The 17222-nt window shown below is 64.6% G+C and carries 15 protein-coding genes and 1 pseudogene; 12 read left to right on the forward strand and 4 right to left on the reverse strand.

The annotated features are described in order from the left end of the window. Window positions 1–1393: 1393 nt before the first annotated feature. Genes AC1RQK_RS10320 through AC1RQK_RS10330 form a run of 3 tightly spaced genes read right to left on the reverse strand, consistent with a single transcriptional unit; the run spans window position 1394 to window position 4934 of the window. Window positions 1394–2989 (reverse strand): gamma-glutamyltransferase family protein, encoded by a 1596-nt coding sequence (locus tag AC1RQK_RS10320; protein ID WP_492808919.1) that lies wholly within the window; start codon window positions 2987–2989, stop codon window positions 1394–1396. A 3-nt stretch (window positions 2990–2992) separates the two neighbouring features. After that, entirely contained in the window at window positions 2993–3973 is a 981-nt protein-coding gene (locus AC1RQK_RS10325) for a Bug family tripartite tricarboxylate transporter substrate binding protein (protein WP_492808920.1), read from the reverse strand. 43 nt (window positions 3974–4016) lie between these two features. Further along, window positions 4017–4934, reverse strand: a complete 918-nt coding sequence (locus tag AC1RQK_RS10330; protein WP_492808922.1) for a ferritin-like domain-containing protein — start codon at window positions 4932–4934, stop codon at window positions 4017–4019. A 114-nt stretch (window positions 4935–5048) separates the two neighbouring features. Between AC1RQK_RS10330 and AC1RQK_RS10335 the strand changes: the two genes are divergently transcribed. From AC1RQK_RS10335 to AC1RQK_RS10370, 8 genes and pseudogenes are all read left to right on the forward strand, one after another. Beyond that, window positions 5049–5987 (forward strand): LysR family transcriptional regulator, encoded by a 939-nt coding sequence (locus AC1RQK_RS10335; RefSeq protein ID WP_492808924.1) that lies wholly within the window; start codon window positions 5049–5051, stop codon window positions 5985–5987. 313 nt (window positions 5988–6300) lie between these two features. Continuing rightward, window positions 6301–7245, forward strand: coding sequence for a cupin domain-containing protein (locus AC1RQK_RS10340; protein WP_492808925.1), 945 nt, complete (start codon window positions 6301–6303; stop codon window positions 7243–7245). A 140-nt stretch (window positions 7246–7385) separates the two neighbouring features. Further along, window positions 7386–7946 (forward strand): carboxymuconolactone decarboxylase family protein, encoded by a 561-nt coding sequence (locus tag AC1RQK_RS10345; RefSeq protein ID WP_492808926.1) that lies wholly within the window; start codon window positions 7386–7388, stop codon window positions 7944–7946. Window positions 7947–7972: 26 nt separating this feature from the next. After that, window positions 7973–9082 (forward strand): acyl-CoA dehydrogenase family protein, encoded by a 1110-nt coding sequence (locus AC1RQK_RS10350; RefSeq protein WP_492808928.1) that lies wholly within the window; start codon window positions 7973–7975, stop codon window positions 9080–9082. Then, window positions 9079–9921, forward strand: a complete 843-nt coding sequence (locus AC1RQK_RS10355; RefSeq protein ID WP_492808930.1) for an ABC transporter ATP-binding protein — start codon at window positions 9079–9081, stop codon at window positions 9919–9921. The genes AC1RQK_RS10350 and AC1RQK_RS10355 overlap by 4 nt, the downstream gene beginning before the upstream one ends. A gap of 43 nt (window positions 9922–9964) precedes the next feature. After that, window positions 9965–11155, forward strand: coding sequence for an ABC transporter substrate-binding protein (locus tag AC1RQK_RS10360; protein ID WP_492808932.1), 1191 nt, complete (start codon window positions 9965–9967; stop codon window positions 11153–11155). Between the two features lie 38 nt (window positions 11156–11193). Further along, entirely contained in the window at window positions 11194–11946 is a 753-nt protein-coding gene (locus tag AC1RQK_RS10365; RefSeq protein WP_492809092.1) for an ABC transporter permease, read from the forward strand. 198 nt (window positions 11947–12144) lie between these two features. Beyond that, window positions 12145–12411: pseudogene (locus AC1RQK_RS10370) on the forward strand (LLM class flavin-dependent oxidoreductase); the annotation flags it as partial. Window positions 12412–12455: 44 nt separating this feature from the next. On the opposite strand, the gene AC1RQK_RS10375 reads toward AC1RQK_RS10370, so the two are convergent. After that, window positions 12456–13343 (reverse strand): LysR family transcriptional regulator, encoded by an 888-nt coding sequence (locus AC1RQK_RS10375; RefSeq protein ID WP_492808934.1) that lies wholly within the window; start codon window positions 13341–13343, stop codon window positions 12456–12458. A 95-nt stretch (window positions 13344–13438) separates the two neighbouring features. Between AC1RQK_RS10375 and AC1RQK_RS10380 the strand changes: the two genes are divergently transcribed. From AC1RQK_RS10380 to AC1RQK_RS10395, 4 genes are read left to right on the forward strand one after another with little or no spacing between them, the layout of a single operon-like run. Further along, a complete protein-coding gene (locus AC1RQK_RS10380) occupies window positions 13439–14230 on the forward strand; it encodes a substrate-binding periplasmic protein (protein ID WP_492808936.1) in 792 nt (263 codons plus the stop codon). After that, the gene (locus AC1RQK_RS10385; RefSeq protein ID WP_492808938.1) at window positions 14230–15018 is read left to right on the forward strand and encodes an amino acid ABC transporter ATP-binding protein; all 789 of its coding nucleotides are present in this window, start codon (window positions 14230–14232) and stop codon (window positions 15016–15018) included. Before AC1RQK_RS10380 ends, AC1RQK_RS10385 begins: the two co-directional genes overlap by 1 nt. Before the next feature lie 2 nt (window positions 15019–15020). Then, window positions 15021–15698 carry an amino acid ABC transporter permease gene (locus tag AC1RQK_RS10390; protein WP_492808940.1) on the forward strand — a complete coding sequence of 226 codons (678 nt, stop codon included), beginning with the start codon at window positions 15021–15023 and terminating at the stop codon, window positions 15696–15698. A gap of 15 nt (window positions 15699–15713) precedes the next feature. After that, window positions 15714–17132 carry an MmgE/PrpD family protein gene (locus tag AC1RQK_RS10395; RefSeq protein ID WP_492808942.1) on the forward strand — a complete coding sequence of 473 codons (1419 nt, stop codon included), beginning with the start codon at window positions 15714–15716 and terminating at the stop codon, window positions 17130–17132. Window positions 17133–17222 lie beyond the last annotated feature (90 nt).

The following is a 17222-nucleotide window of genomic DNA, read 5'->3' on the forward strand; positions in this document are numbered from 1 at the left end:
CTGATTCTTCAACACCTGTTCACCAAGAACGCGTGACGGCGGTGAGCCGGAAACGCGTGGTGCACCGCCGAGGTGGCATCCCGTTCGATGACTTGAATGGTGGACGAGAGGGACATTGCTCGGTGCGGGTCGATGGTTGTTCGGCGCTACAGCCGTTCGCTCACCTCATGGGCAGCCTGCAACGGCGAAATCCCCCGGACAGCTCCACTGCCTCGGCCCTCTCGCATGGGGTATTGCATTCATCGATGCGCGTTCGGCTAGCCGCATCCACACCGGCCGCCAGTGGCATCCTTACCGAAGGTAACTTGCGCACGCTTACGGCTATGTGCAGCGCGCTATCGTCGTTGATGCCGCGTTGCCCAGGATCGGCACCGAAGGCCAGCAGCAGCCTGAGCACCTTTATCACTTCCGTTCGTGCGCGTGCGCCTGTCCGGGTGAGACTACATGAAAGCGCTGCAATCTGCGCGGCGGAAGACTCGCGTGATCCACCCTGATCTTCACGAACTGCTTGTATCCCTCGCATCGCTTGACGTCTGGCCCTTTCATTTCGTGTCGTCTGAGCCGGCCCCATTGTCGCCTTCTAGAGAGCGCGTTGGGGCGAGCATCAACGCGGCGACTTCGCTTGGCTGCACACGTGGGCACGGCGGGGGACCATCCATGTCGAGCATCCTTTGATCATCAAAATGCAATTAATCGCCAGGATTCCTATCCCAACCTTAAATTGGGTTTTGGGAGGGGCGCGGACGGGCTCCTAGCATCTGGCCATCCTGCACTGACGCGCCTGTGTGGCTTCGCGCCGTGCAGCGTCCTCGCTGTGCAAATCGGCGTAGATAGTGCGGAATCCCATACCACGCGGTGGCGAAGGTTGTCCCATCCGCCTACCGTGCCGCAGAACTAAACCGCGATTTTCCGCGCGTGGGGAACGCGAGCGTGTTATTTCACGAACGTGAATGTATTGCGCGGGAGTTTCGGACCGGAGTTATACCGAAGCACATCCTGTTTCGAGCGGACTTGCTCCACTGTGGCGGCCTTCCCGCCAATTCGGTGCCGTTCCTACATCCGCAGTGGAGTTGGCTTCGGTGGCGGTACGACAGTGGATGTCGTACCGCCTTACGCGGATCTTTTTCGGCGATTCCAGTTGCCTAGCACACGCATACGATGCCGGGATCGCTTCGTCGACGCAAGAACCCCGGAACCCCGCGCCGACGGCACGGCACCATCGTCACAGATCAGTTCGGTTTCGGTGCACTCGGGTTGAGATAGCGCACGCATTCCATGATGGGCTTGCAGTTGGTGCGTCCGCGTTGCATCGGCCTGTGCAACGTGTCCCGCATGCTGACCTGCCAGATCCACTCGCAGGGCACCTTCCACCAGGCAGGATCGCCGGGCGCCCCTATCTGACCGCGATATGGCTATCCCTGCGGGAATCGCTGGCGCCGACATACGAGCCACGCTTCCTGAGCAGGATCTGCATGCCCCCGAAGTCCCAGGTGCTCTCGGTTCTGGTGACCACGTCGTGGCCCAGGGCTGCGAGGCCCGAGACGGTATCGGCAGGAAAGCCGGGTTCGAGCACCACCTGGCGCCCCGGCCCGACCTTGAAGCGGGGTGCATCGACAATGGCCTGCGGGTTCTGCGCGTAATCGTACAGGCGCACCATCATCTGGACGTGGCCCTGCGGCTGGAATGTGCCACCGGTCGCGCCGAAGGCGATCGGCTCGCCGCCGCCGGCGAAGGCGAATCCCGGCAGGATGGTATGAAAAGGCCGCTTGCCGGGCCTGAGGAAAGACGGGGAGTGGGCGTCGGTGGAAAAGCATGCGCCGCGATTCTGCAGCGAAACACCGGCGTCGGGCACAACGATCCCTGAACCGAATCCCATGTAGTTCGACTGGATCAGCGAGACCATCATGCCATCGCGGTCGCCTGCCGCAAGGTACACCGTACCCGCCAGTGGTCCGAACGTGTGGCCGAAATCGGAAGCTTGCCGCATATTGATGCGTGCCGCGGCGGCCTGAAGGCAGGGGGCTTGCAAGCGGTCGCGTACCTGCCCGATCGCGCAGTCCGTGTCGCCGATCAACGGCCCGACTTCGGCAAACGCCAGTTTGATGGCCTCGATCTGGAGATGCAGCGAGGCCGCCGAGTCGGCCGGCAAGCGGGCAACATCATGATGCGCGAGCACGCCCAGCGCAAATAGCGCTACCGCGCCCTGACCGTTTGGCGGCAACTCGCTTACCTGCAGCGCGCCGTATGACGCCTGTATGGCATCGACCCACTCGGGTGCGTGCAGGCGTAAGTCTTCGGTGCTAAGGACACCGCCCGTTTCGCGGGCGAACGAGGCGATTCGCCTGGCGGTCTCGCCGGTGTAGAAGTCCTTGCCGTTGGTGCGCGCCACGCGTTCGAGCGTCCGCGCAAGCGTCGGCTGCAGGAACAGCGCCCCGGCTACGGGCGCTGCGCCGCCGGGGAGAAACGCCGCCTCGAAGCCCGGCTGGCTGCGCAGCTTGGGCACCTGTTCCCGCCACTTCTGCGCGACACTGGGAGAGACGTGGAAGCCGGCTCGTGCGTAGCGGATCGCGGGCGCCAGCACGGTAGCGAGATCGAGCCGGCCAAAGCGCGTGACCAGCGCGGTCCAGGCCGAGACGGCGCCGGGAACGGTGACGCTATCCCATCCGCGCTGCGGCATCGCCGGCAGCCTGGCAAGACGAGCGACGTCGATACCCATCGGTGCCCGGCCGCTGGCATTGAGGCCATACAGCTTGCCGCCAGAGAAGACCTGGGCGAACGCGTCGCCGCCGATCGAGTTGTTGGTGGGCTCGACCACTGCGATGGCGGCTGCCGCAGCGATGGCTGCGTCCACCGCATTGCCACCGCTCGCGAGGATGTCGAGCCCCGCTTGCGCGGCCAGCGGTTGGGATGCGATGACCATCTCGCTGCCATGCACGACAGCCTTGAAGGATGGGTAACGCTCGGGGGCGGAGGCGGATGGGGCGTGCATGGTCTACTGCGCCGCCAGGTGCTTGCTCTGGATCAAGCCGCCCCATTTAGCGTACTCGCTTTGCACGAAGATATTGAACGCCTCGGGGCTGCTCCATTCGATCTCGGCACCCTGCGCGGCGAACTGCTGGCGCACCTCAGGGGACCTGAGGACAGCGACGAGATGCCGGTTGAGGACATCCACAACGGGGGCGGGCATGGCGGCCGGCCCGAAGATTCCAAACCAGGCGGTCACATCGAAGCCCTGCACGCCAGACTCGGCGACCGTGGGCAAGCCCGGCAGCAAGCTGCTGCGGTGCGCTCCTGTGACGGCCAGGGCGCGGACGGTGCCGGCCTGGATCTGGGCCTTGGCGGTGACCTGGAGGTCGAACATCAGGTTGACCTGGCCGCCAAGCAGGTCGGCCAGGGCAGGCGCGCTACCCTTGTACGGGACGTGGAGCAACTGGATGTTGGCGGCCTTGGCCAACAGCTCGCCCGCGAGGTGGTTCGAGGTGCCGGCGCCAGCCGATGCATAGGTGATCTGGCCGGGGCGGGCTTTCGCCAGTGCGATCAGTTCTCCAATGGTTTTTGCCGGCACCGACGGGTTCTCCAGCACGACAAACGGCACGGATGCCACGCGGGAGATCGGCGTGAAGTCCTTGAGCGGATCATAGCCCACGCCACGATTGAGCGCGGGGTTCATCGCATGCGAGCTGACCGTGCCCATCAGCAGCGTATAGCCGTCGGGAGCTGCCTGGGCCACGAACTTGCTGCCAATGGCGGTGCCGGCACCCGCGCGGTTGTCCACCACCACAGGTTTGCCCACCCGTTCGGCGAGCCTCTGCGCGAGCAGCCTGGCCAGGATGTCGGCGGTGCCGCCAGGTGGATAGGGCACGACGAGGTGAATGGCGCGGTCCGGAAAATCCTGCGCGCCGGCAGGCACCGGCAAGGCCAGTGTGGTGGTTGTTACGGCGAGTGCAAGCAGCCGGTAAAGAGAAGTCAGCATAAGCAAGGCAGAGGAAGAATGAGGCGCGATCGGCGCGGAAGGCTCAGGACAGCAGCGGGACTTTGCCTTCGTCGACTTCGGCAATCGCCGGGATCTCCACGCCATGGCAGCCGACGTCTTCGCGGATCTCGTCCAGCGAGCGCTTAATGATCGCCATCTCTTGTTCGGGATGCGTGGCGCCCAGGCCGTATTCGGCAGCGAGGGCGCGTGCCCGGCCCGCGCGCCGTTGCTCGTCCTCTGGCAGGTTGACGACGGCGTAGACCCCATTGAGCAGGCTGCCGCGCAGTTTCTTGGCGAATTTCTGCCCGAGCAGCGCCTTGTCATCCGTCGATATTTCCGAGAAGAAACGCCGCATGATGATGCGTCCGAACTGGATATGCCGCGCCTCGTCGCGCAGGATCAGCTTGCAGGCCGTCCTAATGGACGCGAAGCGCGCGTTCTCGTAGCGGGCCTGCAGCAATTCGCCGGATAGCTGCTCGAACAAGGTGTTTACCGCCAGGCCGGCGAAGAAGCTCATCTGCTTCTCATCGCGCTCATCGTGGAAGCGGGGGATGATGGCGCGGAAGTAGTCCGAGCGCGGCGACTCCTGATAACCGGATATGGCACGCGCTACGCGGAACGAGGCCTCGTGGTGCCGCAGTTCCTCGGCGATGAAGTTGACGACGTGCTGCTTCACCTCGAACGGCTGGTGCTCGAAGATCGCATCGCGCAAGCGCTCGGCGCCGTAGGGAATGGCGCCGTGTTCCATCCAGGCGCGCAGGCTCCACCACTCGCCGCCAGCTTCGCGCACTTCCGCAGGAATGTCGGCCTGCTCCAGGTCCGAGTAGTCGATCTGCGTCGGGTCCCACGCCAGCGCACGGGCCTGCTCGCAAAGGCCCCAGACATCTTCGTAGGCCACGGTGGAGACGATGGGGTACGGGTTTGGAACGGGGGTGAGTTCTTCAAGCAGGGAGGGGCGCATTGTGTGGTCCTGTGGGGCTATTGCGTTTTTGCTTTATGGGCTCACTGTAGTTTGCAAAGCCCTGATATTCCAAATACTATTCAAAGCTATCCTTGATACATGAAGTGAATCACCGTGACCGACTTGCGCCAGTTTCAACAGTTTGTCGCCGTGGCCGAGCTGCTGAGCTTCCGGCGCGCGGCCGAGGTGTTGCACATGTCCCAGCCGCCCCTGACAGTGGCCATCAAGAAGCTGGAAGAAACCATTGGCACCGAACTGCTTGAGAGGAACCGGCATATGGTGCGGTTGACCCCGGCCGGGGAAGTCTTCCTGGTGGAGGCGCGCAGGACGATTGCCCAGGCCGAGATTGCGGTCGAATCGGCGCGGCGTGCGGCTAGCGGCATGTTCGGGACCTTGCGGCTTTCGTTCGTGCCGAGCGCGGCGCTTGACGTGCTGCCGGACATCCTCAGGCGATTCCAGCAGGAGTACCCCGCGGTCAAGCTGATACTGACAGGCGAGAGCAGCGGCAAACAGCTGGAGCTGCTGCGGCGCGGCGATACGGATGTCGCCATCGTGGTGCCGCCGGTGTATGAGCCCAAGGACCTGAGCCTGGATATCCTGTGCGAGGAAACACTGGTGGTCGCCGTTCCGGCGGCGCATGCGCTGGCCAGGCGCAAGCGCCTGCGACTGGAAGAGCTGAAGGCCGAAGCCTTCGTCGCGTTCCCCTTCGCGGAAGGGCCGGGCTACTCGGGGGTGATTCTGGCGGCTTGCCAGCGCGCGGGATTTTTTCCGCGCGTGGTTCAGGAAGCGTCGCAGATGCAGACCATCATCACGCTGGTCGCCGGGAATCTGGGCATTGCCATTGTGCCCAGGGCCATGACAAGGGTGCAGGCACTGGGCGTGGTCTATATCGACGTGACGGAATCCCGTTCTTCGTTGCGATATCCCCTGGTGATGGCCTCGCTGACCAATACGGAGAATGCACTGGTGGGGGCGTTCGGGGCGGTGGCTAAGCGTTCACTTGCGGGAGAGTGTTCTCTGCATGCGCCTATGGCAGTTAGCAGCGCCGCCTAAGCAACGATCGCGTCGTCCAGCGCCGCGAGCGATTAGAATCGGAAGCGCTCCAGCACTGATTCCAGCATGGCCTCCCACGATGTTCCTACGAATACTTGCGTAGACGCTTACTCGGACGGGTGTGTACCAGGGTCCGAGCATGGGATACACCGGGCCTCGGCGCTCTAGCCAACTCCGATTTCGAATTCGAAGCGGGCCTTATCGCTAGCCCGCATAAGCAAATACGCATAAGTACCTTCCGTGTCGCACGGCGCCTGCGTTATGTTCGGCGGGCATGCTGCGCTCGTCTTCGCGGCAAACTTTGTAGCACATCATGAACCACACGGATCGCGTGGTCCACTGGGTTCTGAGCAGCCTCGAACTCGAGACCACCCTCTTTCACTTAGGGCAGTATTGTGGCAACTGGCGCGCCTCGGTTGCTGGGCGCTTGCGTGCGGGGTTTCATCTGGTGCTGCATGGCGACTGCTGGTTGCACCTGCCCGGCGATATGGCCCCCGCGCTGCTGGGGGCAGGCGATGCGGTGTTTTTCCTACGCGACGTGCCACACCATCTGGGGCCACATGCCGAGCCGCAGGCCTGCGTGGCAGACGGCGAGATGCTGTCATTGGATGCGCTCTTGCCGCCATCGCTGTCGTCGACTGGACTTGCCTGTGGCTTCTTCGATTTCCGCCCCGGCCTGAGCGAGGTGCTGCTGGCACCGTTCCCCGACTACTTGGTGTTGCGAGGGGAGGGCGGCGAGCGTGACGGTGCCGACGATGGATTGGCTGCCACCCGCGCCTTGTTTGATTTGATCCTCGCCGAGGCACGGCGTAGCGGCAGCGAGCCTTCGCCGCTGATCGCGCGGCTGATCGATCTGCTGTTTTTTTATGTGGTGCGCCACCTGGCCGCGCGCGACGACGTGGCGCAGGGGCTGTGGCCGCTGTTGCGCAGCGCCGAGTTCTCGGGCCTGATGCTGGCGCTGATCCGGCATCCCGAACGGGCGTGGACGGTGGAGGCCATGGCGGCGTTGGTGCATATGTCCCGCGCCACCTTCTGCAAGCGCTTTGTCGAGGCTAGCGGGCAGTCGCCGGCTGCCTTCCTGCTGTTGCTGCGGATGAAAGTGGCTGAACAGCTTCTGGGCAGCCGCTGCAGCATCGCTCAGGCGGCGGAGCGTGTTGGTTACCGCTCGGAGGCAGCCTTCGCGCGCGCTTTCAAGAAGGTAACCGGCGTGCAGCCGGGAGCCATGCGGCGACAGGGGCAGCGGCTGTCGCTGTCGTAGCACCACCCTCTGGGCGGGCATGGCACATTGGCCAGTGGAACGCAGACGAAATGGCAGGGAATCGCGACGCTCGCGCATGGCTCCTGGCAGCCGCTCGTCGCAAAATCGGCTGATGTTCCACCTAATCCCAATGTGACGCCATGAGCCGTATCCCGCTGCAATCCGCCGAGACCGCCCCCGAAGCCAGCCGCCCTCTGGTGGCGCGCGCCATTGCCAACAACGGCTACCTGCCCAACTTGATCGCCGTACTTTCCAACGCGCCGGCGGCGCTGGAGGCCTACTTGACCGTGTCGGAGATCAATAGCCGCGGCTCACTGACACTGGCCGAGCGAGAGGTGGTGCAACTCACCGCTGCCACCACGCATGGCTGCGGCTTCTGCGTGGCCGGCCATACGGCAATCGCGGTGAAGAAGGCCAAGCTGGATGCAGGCACGGTGGGCGCATTGCGCGCCCAGGCCGCGTTGCCCGAAGCCCGGCTGGAGGCACTAGCCGACTTCACCCGCGCCGTGATCAGCATGCGCGGCGCGGTGCCGCAGGACGCGTTCGATGCCTTCCTGGCAGCAGGCTTCACCGTGGCGCAGACACTGGATGTGGTGCTGGGCGTGAGCCTGGCCACGCTGTGCAACTTCGGCAACAGCCTGGCGCAGACACCCTTGAACCCTGAGTTGGACGCGTACCGGTGGACGCCTGCCGCGGCCTGACATCGCTGAATCGCAGAGGAACGCCGATGACCTTCTCCACATTCTCAAGCGTGCTGCCGCCGGACCTGGCGCAATGGCTGGCCGCCCATGCCGACGGGCTGGACAACGGCACCGCCGACCCGGGCGAGGTACTGCCACGCCTGGCTCAGGCCGGCCTATTTGGCGTCGGCGTGCCGCAGATCCTGGGCGGCAATGGCGGCACCCTATCGGATGCTGTAGAGGCAGTGGCGGCAGTGGCCGAATACTCGCAGACGGCGGCATTCGTGCTGTGGGGCCAGCGCGCCTTCATCGAATACGTGCTGCAGACACCCAACCGCGCACTGGCGCAACGCTGCCTGCGCACGCTGCTGGATGGCCGCCTTGCCGGTGCCACCGGGCTATCCAATGCCATGAAGTTCCTTGGTGGCATCGAATCGCTACAGGTGACCGCGCGCGGCGGTGAGGCGGGCAACGTCTGGCTGATCGATGGCGTGGTGCCTTGGGCCACCAATCTGCATCCCGCGGGCTTTGCGGTGGCAGTGGCCGCAGCCAGCGCATCCGGCGGATGTGCCGCCGTCTATGCCATTCCTTCGGGCCTGCAGGGCGTGGCGCGCAGTGAAGACCTGGATCTGATCGGCCTGCGCAGCAGTCATACCGCGTCCGTGCGCTTTGATGGCGTCGCACTGGATGCCGGCTGGTTGCTGCACGAAGACGCGCACCAGTTCTTGCCGCGTGTACGGCCGGCCTTCCTGGGCCTGCAGTGCGGCCTGGCGATCGGCCTCGCCCGGCGCGGCATTACGGCGGCACGCGGCGGTGTCGAAAGCGGTCGTTCCGTACTGGATGAAGAACTCGATGCGCTTGCCGCCGCGCTCGTCGGCGAGACACGCACGCTGCATGAGGGACTGGGAATCGGCGACTTCCTCGCCGCTCCCCGCACGCTATTTGGCATCCGCATTCGCCTGGTGGAGCTAGCCGCGTCGGCGATGCAACTGGAGCTGCAAGCGCGCGGCGGTGCAGCCTACCTGAACGCGCGTACCGATGGCTTTGCGCGGCGCTGGCGCGAGGCGGCGTTCCTGCCCATCGTCACGCCCAGCCTGGTGCAACTGAAGACAGAGCTGGCGAGGCAAGCGGTGCTAGCCCCTCGGGTGGCGGCATGAGCGGCGCGCTGCTGGAGGGGCAGGGCCTGACGCTGGTCTACGGCAGCGGCGCGGTGTCACGCACTGTGCTGCGCGATGTGGACCTGCAGCTGGCAGCCGGCGAGGTGGTGTCGGTGATCGGCCCAAGCGGCGCCGGCAAGTCCAGTGTGCTGCGCCTGTTGGCCGGGATGCAGCCGGCCACGCGAGGCTGGGTACACATGCAGGGGGAGGTGCTGGACGCACCGCATCCGCGCATTGCCGTGGCATTCCAGGATGCCTGCCTGCTGCCATGGCTTTCCGTGGCGCGCAACGTGGGGTTCGGCCTGGATTTTCGGCATCAGCCAGCCCTGGCGTGCGCCGGGCGTCATCAGCGTGTGGCCAGCACATTGGCTGCCGTCGGGCTGAGCCATGCGCAGCACCTCTTCCCCGCGCAATTGTCCGGCGGCATGGCGCAGCGGGTGGCCCTGGCGCGCTGTCTGGCGCGCCAGCCGCTGGCACTGCTGCTCGACGAACCCTTCGGCGCGTTGGACGAGATCACGCGCTCCGACATGCAGGCGCTGCTGCTGCGCATGGTACGCGAGTACGGCCCGGCGACGCTGCTGATCACCCACGACATCGACGAGGCGCTGCTGTTATCCGACCGCATCGTCCTATTGGGGGCCGTGCCCGGCGAGCCGGCCAGCGTGTTGCGCGAATGGCGCATCGCTTTGCCCCATCCGCGGGATGCGGAGGTCGAAGCCCTGGGGGCCCTACGCGTGGAGATCGTACGGGCACTGCGCAGCCTGCTGCGGCCCGGCGGCAGGACTTCCACCGCGTTGGCAGCGCATCCAGCGCCGCTGCGCCATACCGCCGCCATTTGAGGCGGCGCGACACACACCACGAAACACCAAGACGAGGTCAACGATGTGCCAGGTTCCGATGTCCCGGCGCGAGCTGCTGAAGCTCTCCGCGCTATTCACCGCTGGCGGCGCTCTGCCGCTGCTCAATGCACTGAACGCACGCGCGGCCAGCGAGCCGGATGCACCTGTGCGTATCGGCTACCTGCCGATCACCGATGCTACGCCACTGCTGGTGGCGCACAACAATGGCTATTTCGACAAGGAAGGCATCCAGGCGGAGAAGCCCACGCTGCTGCGCAGCTGGGCACAGCTGGTGGAGGCCTTCATTTCCGGCCAGGTCAATGTGGTGCATCTGCTGTCGCCGATGACCGTCTGGGCGCGCTTCGGCAGCCAGGTTCCCGCCAAGGTGGTGGCGTGGAATCACGTGGGCGGCTCCGGGCTGACAGTGGCGCCGCAGGTCGGATCGCTGCGCGACCTGGGTGGCAAGACGGTAGCGATCCCGTTCTGGTATTCGATTCACAACGTCGTGCTGCAGACAATGCTGAAGAAGGACGGCCTGGTGCCGGTGAGCCGCAAGAGCGGGGCGCTGGCGTCCAATGAGGTCAACTTGGTGGTGATGGCGCCATCCGATATGCCACCCGCGTTGGCCTCACGCCAGATCGAGGGCTATATCGTAGCTGAGCCGTTCAACGCCGCAGCGGAGGCGATGAAGATCGGCAAGATACTGCGCTTCACCGGCGACGTGTGGCGCAATCATGCCTGCTGCGTGGTGTTCATGCATCAGCAGGATCTGGAACGGCGCCCGGTGTGGGCGCAGAAGGTTGTCAATGCCATTGTCAAGGCGCAGCGCTGGACTCAGGACAACCGCGCCGAGGCAGCCGCGCTCCTGTCCAAGGATGGCGCCAACCGTTACACGCCACACACCCTGGATGCGTTGCGCCGGGTGCTGGTTCCCGATGCGGGCGAGCGTGCCCGCTATCTGGCCAGCGGCGCCATTCATCACGCCGACTGGAACGACAAGCGCATCGATTTCCAGCCCTATCCCTACCCCAGTTACACGGAAGAACTCGTGCGCCGGCTCAAGGGCACTCTGATCGAGGGCAATAGTGCCTTCCTGGCCGGGCTGGAGCCGCAGCGCGCCGCGCGTGAGCTGGTAGACGATCGCTTCGTGCGCCGCAGCCTGGCCGAGGTGGGTGGGCTCAAGGCCTTCGGTTTTGGCGAGGGCTTCTTGCGGCAGGAGGAGATTGCAGCGTGAACGAGCCTGCCAACGATGCCTGGTCCGCCAGCGGCATGATGCGCTCGGTGGCGGCGCGGCTGTGGCCGGGACTGGCCGGCCTGGCGGTGCTGCTCCTACTGTGGTGGCTGACCACCGGCGCGGGGCAGGCACAAGGGCTGGCCACGCGCTTCACGCCGGGCGCCACGTTGGCCAGCGTGGCGGAACTGCTGTGCCAGCCCGATTTTGCGCAGAATACGTTGGTGAGCCTTCGGCGCGTGTTGCTGGGACTGGCGATGGCACTTGCCGTCGGCGTGCCGCTGGGCTTGCTGGTGGGCGGAGCGGCGCTGGTGGATGCCGCCGTGTCGCCGGCATTCCAGTTCCTGCGCATGATCTCGCCGCTATCCTGGATGCCCGTGGTCGTGATGGTGCTGGGCGTGGGCGACCTCCCGGTGCTGTTCCTGCTGGCCTTCGCCGGAGTCTGGCCCATTCTGCTCAATACCGCCGCCGGGGTGCGCAACCTTGACCCCCGCTGGATCACGCTCGCCCGCAGCCTGGCCGCCACGCGCTGGGAGATGCTGATGTGGGTGGTGCTACCGGGCGTAGTGGGCAGCGTGTTGACCGGGCTGCGGCTGTCGATCGGCGTCGTGTGGATCGTGCTGGTGCCGGCTGAAATGCTGGGGGTGAATGCCGGCCTGGGCTACTTCATCCTCGATACGCGTGATCGGCTGGCGTACTCGGAGTTGCTTGCCACCGTGCTGGTGATCGGACTGCTGGGTTTCCTGCTTGATAGCTGCGCGCGCTGGCTGCAGCGCTGGTGGGCTCCAGCATAGCAGACCAGTGCGGGGCGGGGGAGGACGCCCGCCGGCCCGTGGTGGCCGCCATCTCAATCAGTGCCAGATCAACCGTCAAGGCGCGCCAGGAAATCCTCGCGCAGCCTGGGCCAGCGCGACGCGCAGCTCGGCGTGTACGCCAACCCTGCCCGCATCCATGCCATGAAACACGATGGACGCTAGTTTCAGCTCGACGGCGTGTTCCAGTGGGAGCCCTCGCCTCAGCGTACGCCAGTGCTGTTCCAGGCCGGAGGCTCGGCACGCGGCACGCGGTTCGCGGCCAGACATGCCGAATGCGCCTTCGTTGGCGTGCCCACGCGCAGGGGCCTGCGCAAGTCGGTGCAGGCACTGCGTACGGAGCTGGAAGCGGCCGGCCGCGCCCCCGACAGCGCCCAGTCGTTCTCCATGCTCACGGTGATAGTCGACGACACCGCCAAGAAGGCGCAGGCCCGTTACGCCGCCTACAAGCAGCGCGCCAGCTACGAAGGGGCGATGGCACTGCTACCGCTTCATCGCATCGGCTGCAACAACCTGCGCATCGTATCGATGAACACGCTCGCAGCGCCCTGCACCACGCGCCGGCTGCCCGTGATGGCACGGACCATCACGGGTATCTCCGGAGCAAAGGGTCGCACCACCAAGCCCTGCAAATCGGCGCCCGCCAGCGCAAACTCGTCGACGAGCGTGACGCCCATGCCGTGCCTGACGAGATTGACGGCGATGGTGTAACGGTTGGTCTCCAGCGCGGACGCGGGCCTGTCGCGAAAGCCCTCCACCACGCTACCGATGGTGGCCACGATGCGCGGATCGGTGGTGATGTATACCAATTCGCGTGGATCCAGATCCTCCCAGCGCACCTGCTTCTGCCGCGCCAGGGGGTAGCGCTCGGACATAACACACACCATACGTCCGTGGCTGACCACCTGGTCTGCGGGCACTGCATCGTCCGCCGGCTGCAGTACGAAGCCCAGGTCGTATTGCCGGTGCGCAATGGCGTCGTCGATCTCGTTGTTGAGGAACATGTCGACCGCCAGCCCGTAGTCTGGAAATGCGGTCCGAAATGCGCGGGCCGCCTGGGGCAAGACATTGATCGCCAGCGCGGGTGTGGCGCATACCCGCAGTTGGCCCACACGGTACTGGCGCACCTGCTCAATGAAGCGGCCGAACCTCGCCATGCCCTGTTGCATGCGCCGCGCCTCCTCGAAGATCTGTCTCGCCTCTGGGGTTGGCTGCATCTTCCCGCCAACACGCTCGAATAGTGCGAAACCCATATGCTGTTCAAGCAGGGTCAGGCTCTTGCTGACAGCAGGCTGGGACATGCTCAGTACCTGCGCGGCGGCGGTCACTGAGCCCAGTTGGACCACTTCCACAAAGACTTCAAGCTGCTTGGGCGTCATGGAGCAAAAAACAAATAAGGATGGCAGAAATCCGCATTTTGTGGATTTACCCAAAGTTCATAAACTGTGGGCTTCTATGAGTATTGGAGTATGTCATGAGGCAGCGGTTCATTTCCAGGGGATTGTTGGGACTGCTTGCGGCAGCCAGCCTGACGCTCGCCCCCAGTGGCGCATTCGCAGCCGATTTGCTGCAATCGATCCTGGGCGGCAACGTGGTGCGTGTAGGTGCCGTGTCGGCACCCCCCTGGTACGAGAAAGACTTGCGGACCAACAAGTGGACTGGCCTCGTGCCCGAATTGTCGCAGGCAATTTTTGCGTCTTCGGGGGTGAGAATCGAGTATGTCGACACGCAATGGGGGACCGCGGCAGCGGGCCTGCAATCCGGGCGCTTCGACTTCCTGGGCGGCTTCAACAAGACACCCGAGCGCGCGAAGGCTGTGGATTTTACGCGGCCGATCGGCGCGCACAAGATGGGTGTCCTGACGCTGGAAAAGGAAACGGCACGCTACCAGTCATGGGATGCAATCAACGACCCGTCGATCCGTCTGGCCGCCATCGACGGCTCCGCCGCCGCCACTCTGTTGCGTCCGAAGCTGAATCGCGCGCAATGGGTGATCGTCCCCAATAGCGAAGCGATGCAGCTGGAAGTGGAAAGTGGCAGGGCCAACGCACTGCTGACCAATGACATCCAGATGGCGCAATATGTGGCTAAACGCGGCCGCGGGCACATGGTCTTTCCAACGCCACTGATATCGCAGCCTACCAATATCGGTCTGCGGAAGGATCGGGATGCATTCCGAAACTGGCTCGACCAGCGGCTTGACCAGCTTGAAAAAGACGGCACCCTGGATCGCATCTGGGCGAAGTACATCGTGACCGGCAAGTGATGGGCGAGGCGAGTACGCAGCCGCTGCTGCGTGTCACGGATCTGACCAAGTCGTTTTGTGGTAGGGCGGTTCTGCGGGGCATCTCATTCGATGTGCGCGCGGGTGAGGTAATTGGCCTGATCGGACGCAGCGGGTCTGGAAAATCAACGCTGCTGCGGTGCCTGAACATGCTGGAGAAGCCCGATGCTGGCGCAGTGCTGCTGGACGGCGAAGCGATCGGCTTCCGCGGGGCGCAGCGCAAGTCCGTGCCTACAGCGGTGCTCGCCCGGCAGCGTGCGCGGATGGCCATGGTGTTTCAGCACTTCAACCTGTGGCCACATCGTACGGTACTCCAGAACGTCATGGAAGGGCCCCTTAGCGTGCTAAAGCTGTCGCGCGAGCAGGCCGCCGAACGGGCCCTGGCGATCCTCGATCGCATCGGCCTGAAGGACAAGGCCGATGTGTACCCGGTGACCCTGTCTGGCGGCCAGCAGCAACGCGTGTCGATTGCGCGTGCGGTTGCCATGGAACCGCAACTGATCCTGTTCGACGAGCCGACCTCGGCATTGGACCCCGAACTCGTTGCCGAGGTGCTGGCCGTCATGACCGACTTGGCCAGCAGCGGCACGACCATGCTGGTGGTTACGCATGAAATGCGTTTTGCATTCGATGTGTGCGACCGGATCCTGTATCTCGATCAGGGCCACCTGGCTGATGACGGCGCGCCAGCGGCGTTGCTCGCACGTCCCGCTGATGCACCTGTGCGCCTGTTTATCGGTGCGTCGGTAGGCGCGCCGCAAGGAATATGAATATGCCCAACTATCAATGGGATTTCGGGGCTATCCTCGAATATAGCGATATCCTGGGCGACGGTATCCTGATGACCCTGAAGGTGCTGGCACTCTCGGTCACGCTCGGCGTGCTGCTGGGGCTGGTGCTGGCGCCACTGCGTGCCGGGCACAGCCGCTGGCTCCGCTGGCCGGCGCAGGCGCTGATCGAAGTGGTACGGGCGGTACCACCGCTGGTGCTGCTGGTCTGGACTTACTACTGCCTACCGATCCTGGTCGATGTCAAGCTGTCGGCTTACTGGACCTGCGTGCTGGCATTGGGCCTCTATGGCAGCGTGTTCTTTGCCGAGATCTTTCGCTCTGGCCTGCAGGCGGTCGATCATGGGCAGATCGAAGCGGCACTGGCTGTCGGCATGACGCCGCTGCAGGCGCTGATACGGATCACCGGGCCAATTGCGTTCCTGCGGATCCTACCGGCGTTCGTGGGGCAGTGCGTGATGGCGGTCAAGAATTCGGTGCTGGGCAGCTACATCGCCGTGGGAGAGTTGCTCTACGAGGGCCAGCGGCTCAGTACGGCGACGTTCCGGCCACTCGAAGTGCTGACCTTCGTGGCGCTGTTCTTCATTGTCGCGATCCTGCCGCTTTCCTTGTTGGCGGGCGCCGTGGACCGCCGCATTCAAGCGCGCTATTTCCGCCGCTGAACCCGACTCTCCCCAATGAACACACAGAGTATTACGCGCCAGGTCGTTCGCTTTGCCAGTGACCTGACGTACGAACGTTTGCCCGCCTGGGTCCGCCAGAAGGTCAAGCAGCACGTGGTTGATGCCGTCGCATGCGGCGTCGCCGCCAGCGATTCGGAAGCCGCGAGCCTGGCGTGGCGCGCCGTACACGTGTTAAGCGGCAGCGGCCCCTGCCATGTATTCGGCCTGGATAGCCAGCATGCGGCGCCAGCCGCTGCGCTTGCCAACGCGATGATCATTAACGGCCTAGATCATGACGACGGGGTCGAGATCGATGGCAAAGGCATGGGGCATCCCGGTGCATCGCTGGTTGCCGCAGCGATGGCCGCGTTGGACGGCTGTCAGCATGACGTTACCGGCGAGACGTTCCTGGCAGCGCTGGCTGCTGGCTTCGAGGTCAACAACCGCCTGATCCACGCCATGCAGCCCAGTGCCGAACGCTTCGCGCAGGCTTATGGCATCGCGCAGCATCAGGCCATCGGGGCCGCGATCGCTTACGGACGCATCGCGGGTTTCGATGAAGCGCAGTTGCATCACGCCATTGGACTCGCCGCAACGCTGACCTGCGTGCCAAGCCTGCACAAGTACAACTGGCAGGCTCGACCACTGGTCACATTGAAGGACGGCGTGGCATCGGCGGCCCAAGCTGGCGTACAGGCGGCTTGCCTGGCGCAGGCGGGGTTCGTCGGTAGTCTCGACGTATTCGACGGCGAGCAGGGCTACTGGCGGATGCTGGGTTCAGATCGCTTCAACTCGGCCATACTTGCGGCGCTACCCGGAGACGAGTGGTATCTCTCGTATGGCAGCATCAAGCGTTATCCCGCTTGCCGGTGGCTGGCCTGCGCACTCGAATGCACCGAAGTCATCCTCATGCAGTCCGGTTGGCATGCGCAAGATATCGCGGAAATCGAAGTTTCGACGTTCGCGAGGCTGGTCGAGGATTTCATGGACATGGCGCCGACCAATGCCACGGATGCGCAGTTCAGCCTGCCATATACCATCGCCGCCACAGTCCTACGGCTGCCGTGCGGCGCGGCGTGGTATGCCGACGCGCGGCGTGTAGATCCAGCCTTGCACGCCGTGATGCGTAGGGTCAGGGCGACGGTCGATTCAGATCTCGACCGGCGCATGCGCGGGCCGGGCAGGCAGCCGGGCGCGCGTGTCATGGTGCGTCATCACGATGGGCGGGTCATGACCCACGAACTCCAGGTGCCGGCAGGTAGCGCGGCCCGGCCACTGGAGGATGCCGAACTGGCCGACAAGGCTTCCGCCAACATGGAGGGCGCTGTCGAGGCGCCTCGCCAATGGGTGGCATCGATGCTGGGATGCGAACGCTGGCGTGTCCCACTGAGCAATTCGCGCAGGCTATGGGCACAGGACGTTGTTGAACACTAAATCGGAGGATGGCGTGCCGGCGCCAGCGCTGAATGGGCCCACGAATAGCACGTCACGGGTCTAGCCTGGTATCGACAAGCAGAGCGGCCG

It is taken from the genome of Cupriavidus sp. GW822-FHT02D05, from assembly GCF_058802485.1.

Coding starts and splice junctions, on each gene's coding strand:
- AC1RQK_RS10340 (WP_492808925.1), top strand. CDS start 6,301: ATGAACCACACGGATCGCGTGGTCCACTGGGTTCTGAGCAGCCTCGAA.
- AC1RQK_RS10325 (WP_492808920.1), bottom strand. CDS start 3,973: ATGCTGACTTCTCTTTACCGGCTGCTTGCACTCGCCGTAACAACCACC.
- AC1RQK_RS10320 (WP_492808919.1), bottom strand. CDS start 2,989: ATGCACGCCCCATCCGCCTCCGCCCCCGAGCGTTACCCATCCTTCAAG.
- AC1RQK_RS10385 (WP_492808938.1), top strand. CDS start 14,230: ATGGGCGAGGCGAGTACGCAGCCGCTGCTGCGTGTCACGGATCTGACC.
- AC1RQK_RS10375 (WP_492808934.1), bottom strand. CDS start 13,343: ATGACGCCCAAGCAGCTTGAAGTCTTTGTGGAAGTGGTCCAACTGGGC.
- AC1RQK_RS10355 (WP_492808930.1), top strand. CDS start 9,079: ATGAGCGGCGCGCTGCTGGAGGGGCAGGGCCTGACGCTGGTCTACGGC.
- AC1RQK_RS10350 (WP_492808928.1), top strand. CDS start 7,973: ATGACCTTCTCCACATTCTCAAGCGTGCTGCCGCCGGACCTGGCGCAA.
- AC1RQK_RS10390 (WP_492808940.1), top strand. CDS start 15,021: ATGCCCAACTATCAATGGGATTTCGGGGCTATCCTCGAATATAGCGAT.
- AC1RQK_RS10380 (WP_492808936.1), top strand. CDS start 13,439: ATGAGGCAGCGGTTCATTTCCAGGGGATTGTTGGGACTGCTTGCGGCA.
- AC1RQK_RS10345 (WP_492808926.1), top strand. CDS start 7,386: ATGAGCCGTATCCCGCTGCAATCCGCCGAGACCGCCCCCGAAGCCAGC.
- AC1RQK_RS10395 (WP_492808942.1), top strand. CDS start 15,714: ATGAACACACAGAGTATTACGCGCCAGGTCGTTCGCTTTGCCAGTGAC.
- AC1RQK_RS10360 (WP_492808932.1), top strand. CDS start 9,965: ATGTGCCAGGTTCCGATGTCCCGGCGCGAGCTGCTGAAGCTCTCCGCG.
- AC1RQK_RS10365 (WP_492809092.1), top strand. CDS start 11,194: ATGCGCTCGGTGGCGGCGCGGCTGTGGCCGGGACTGGCCGGCCTGGCG.
- AC1RQK_RS10330 (WP_492808922.1), bottom strand. CDS start 4,934: ATGCGCCCCTCCCTGCTTGAAGAACTCACCCCCGTTCCAAACCCGTAC.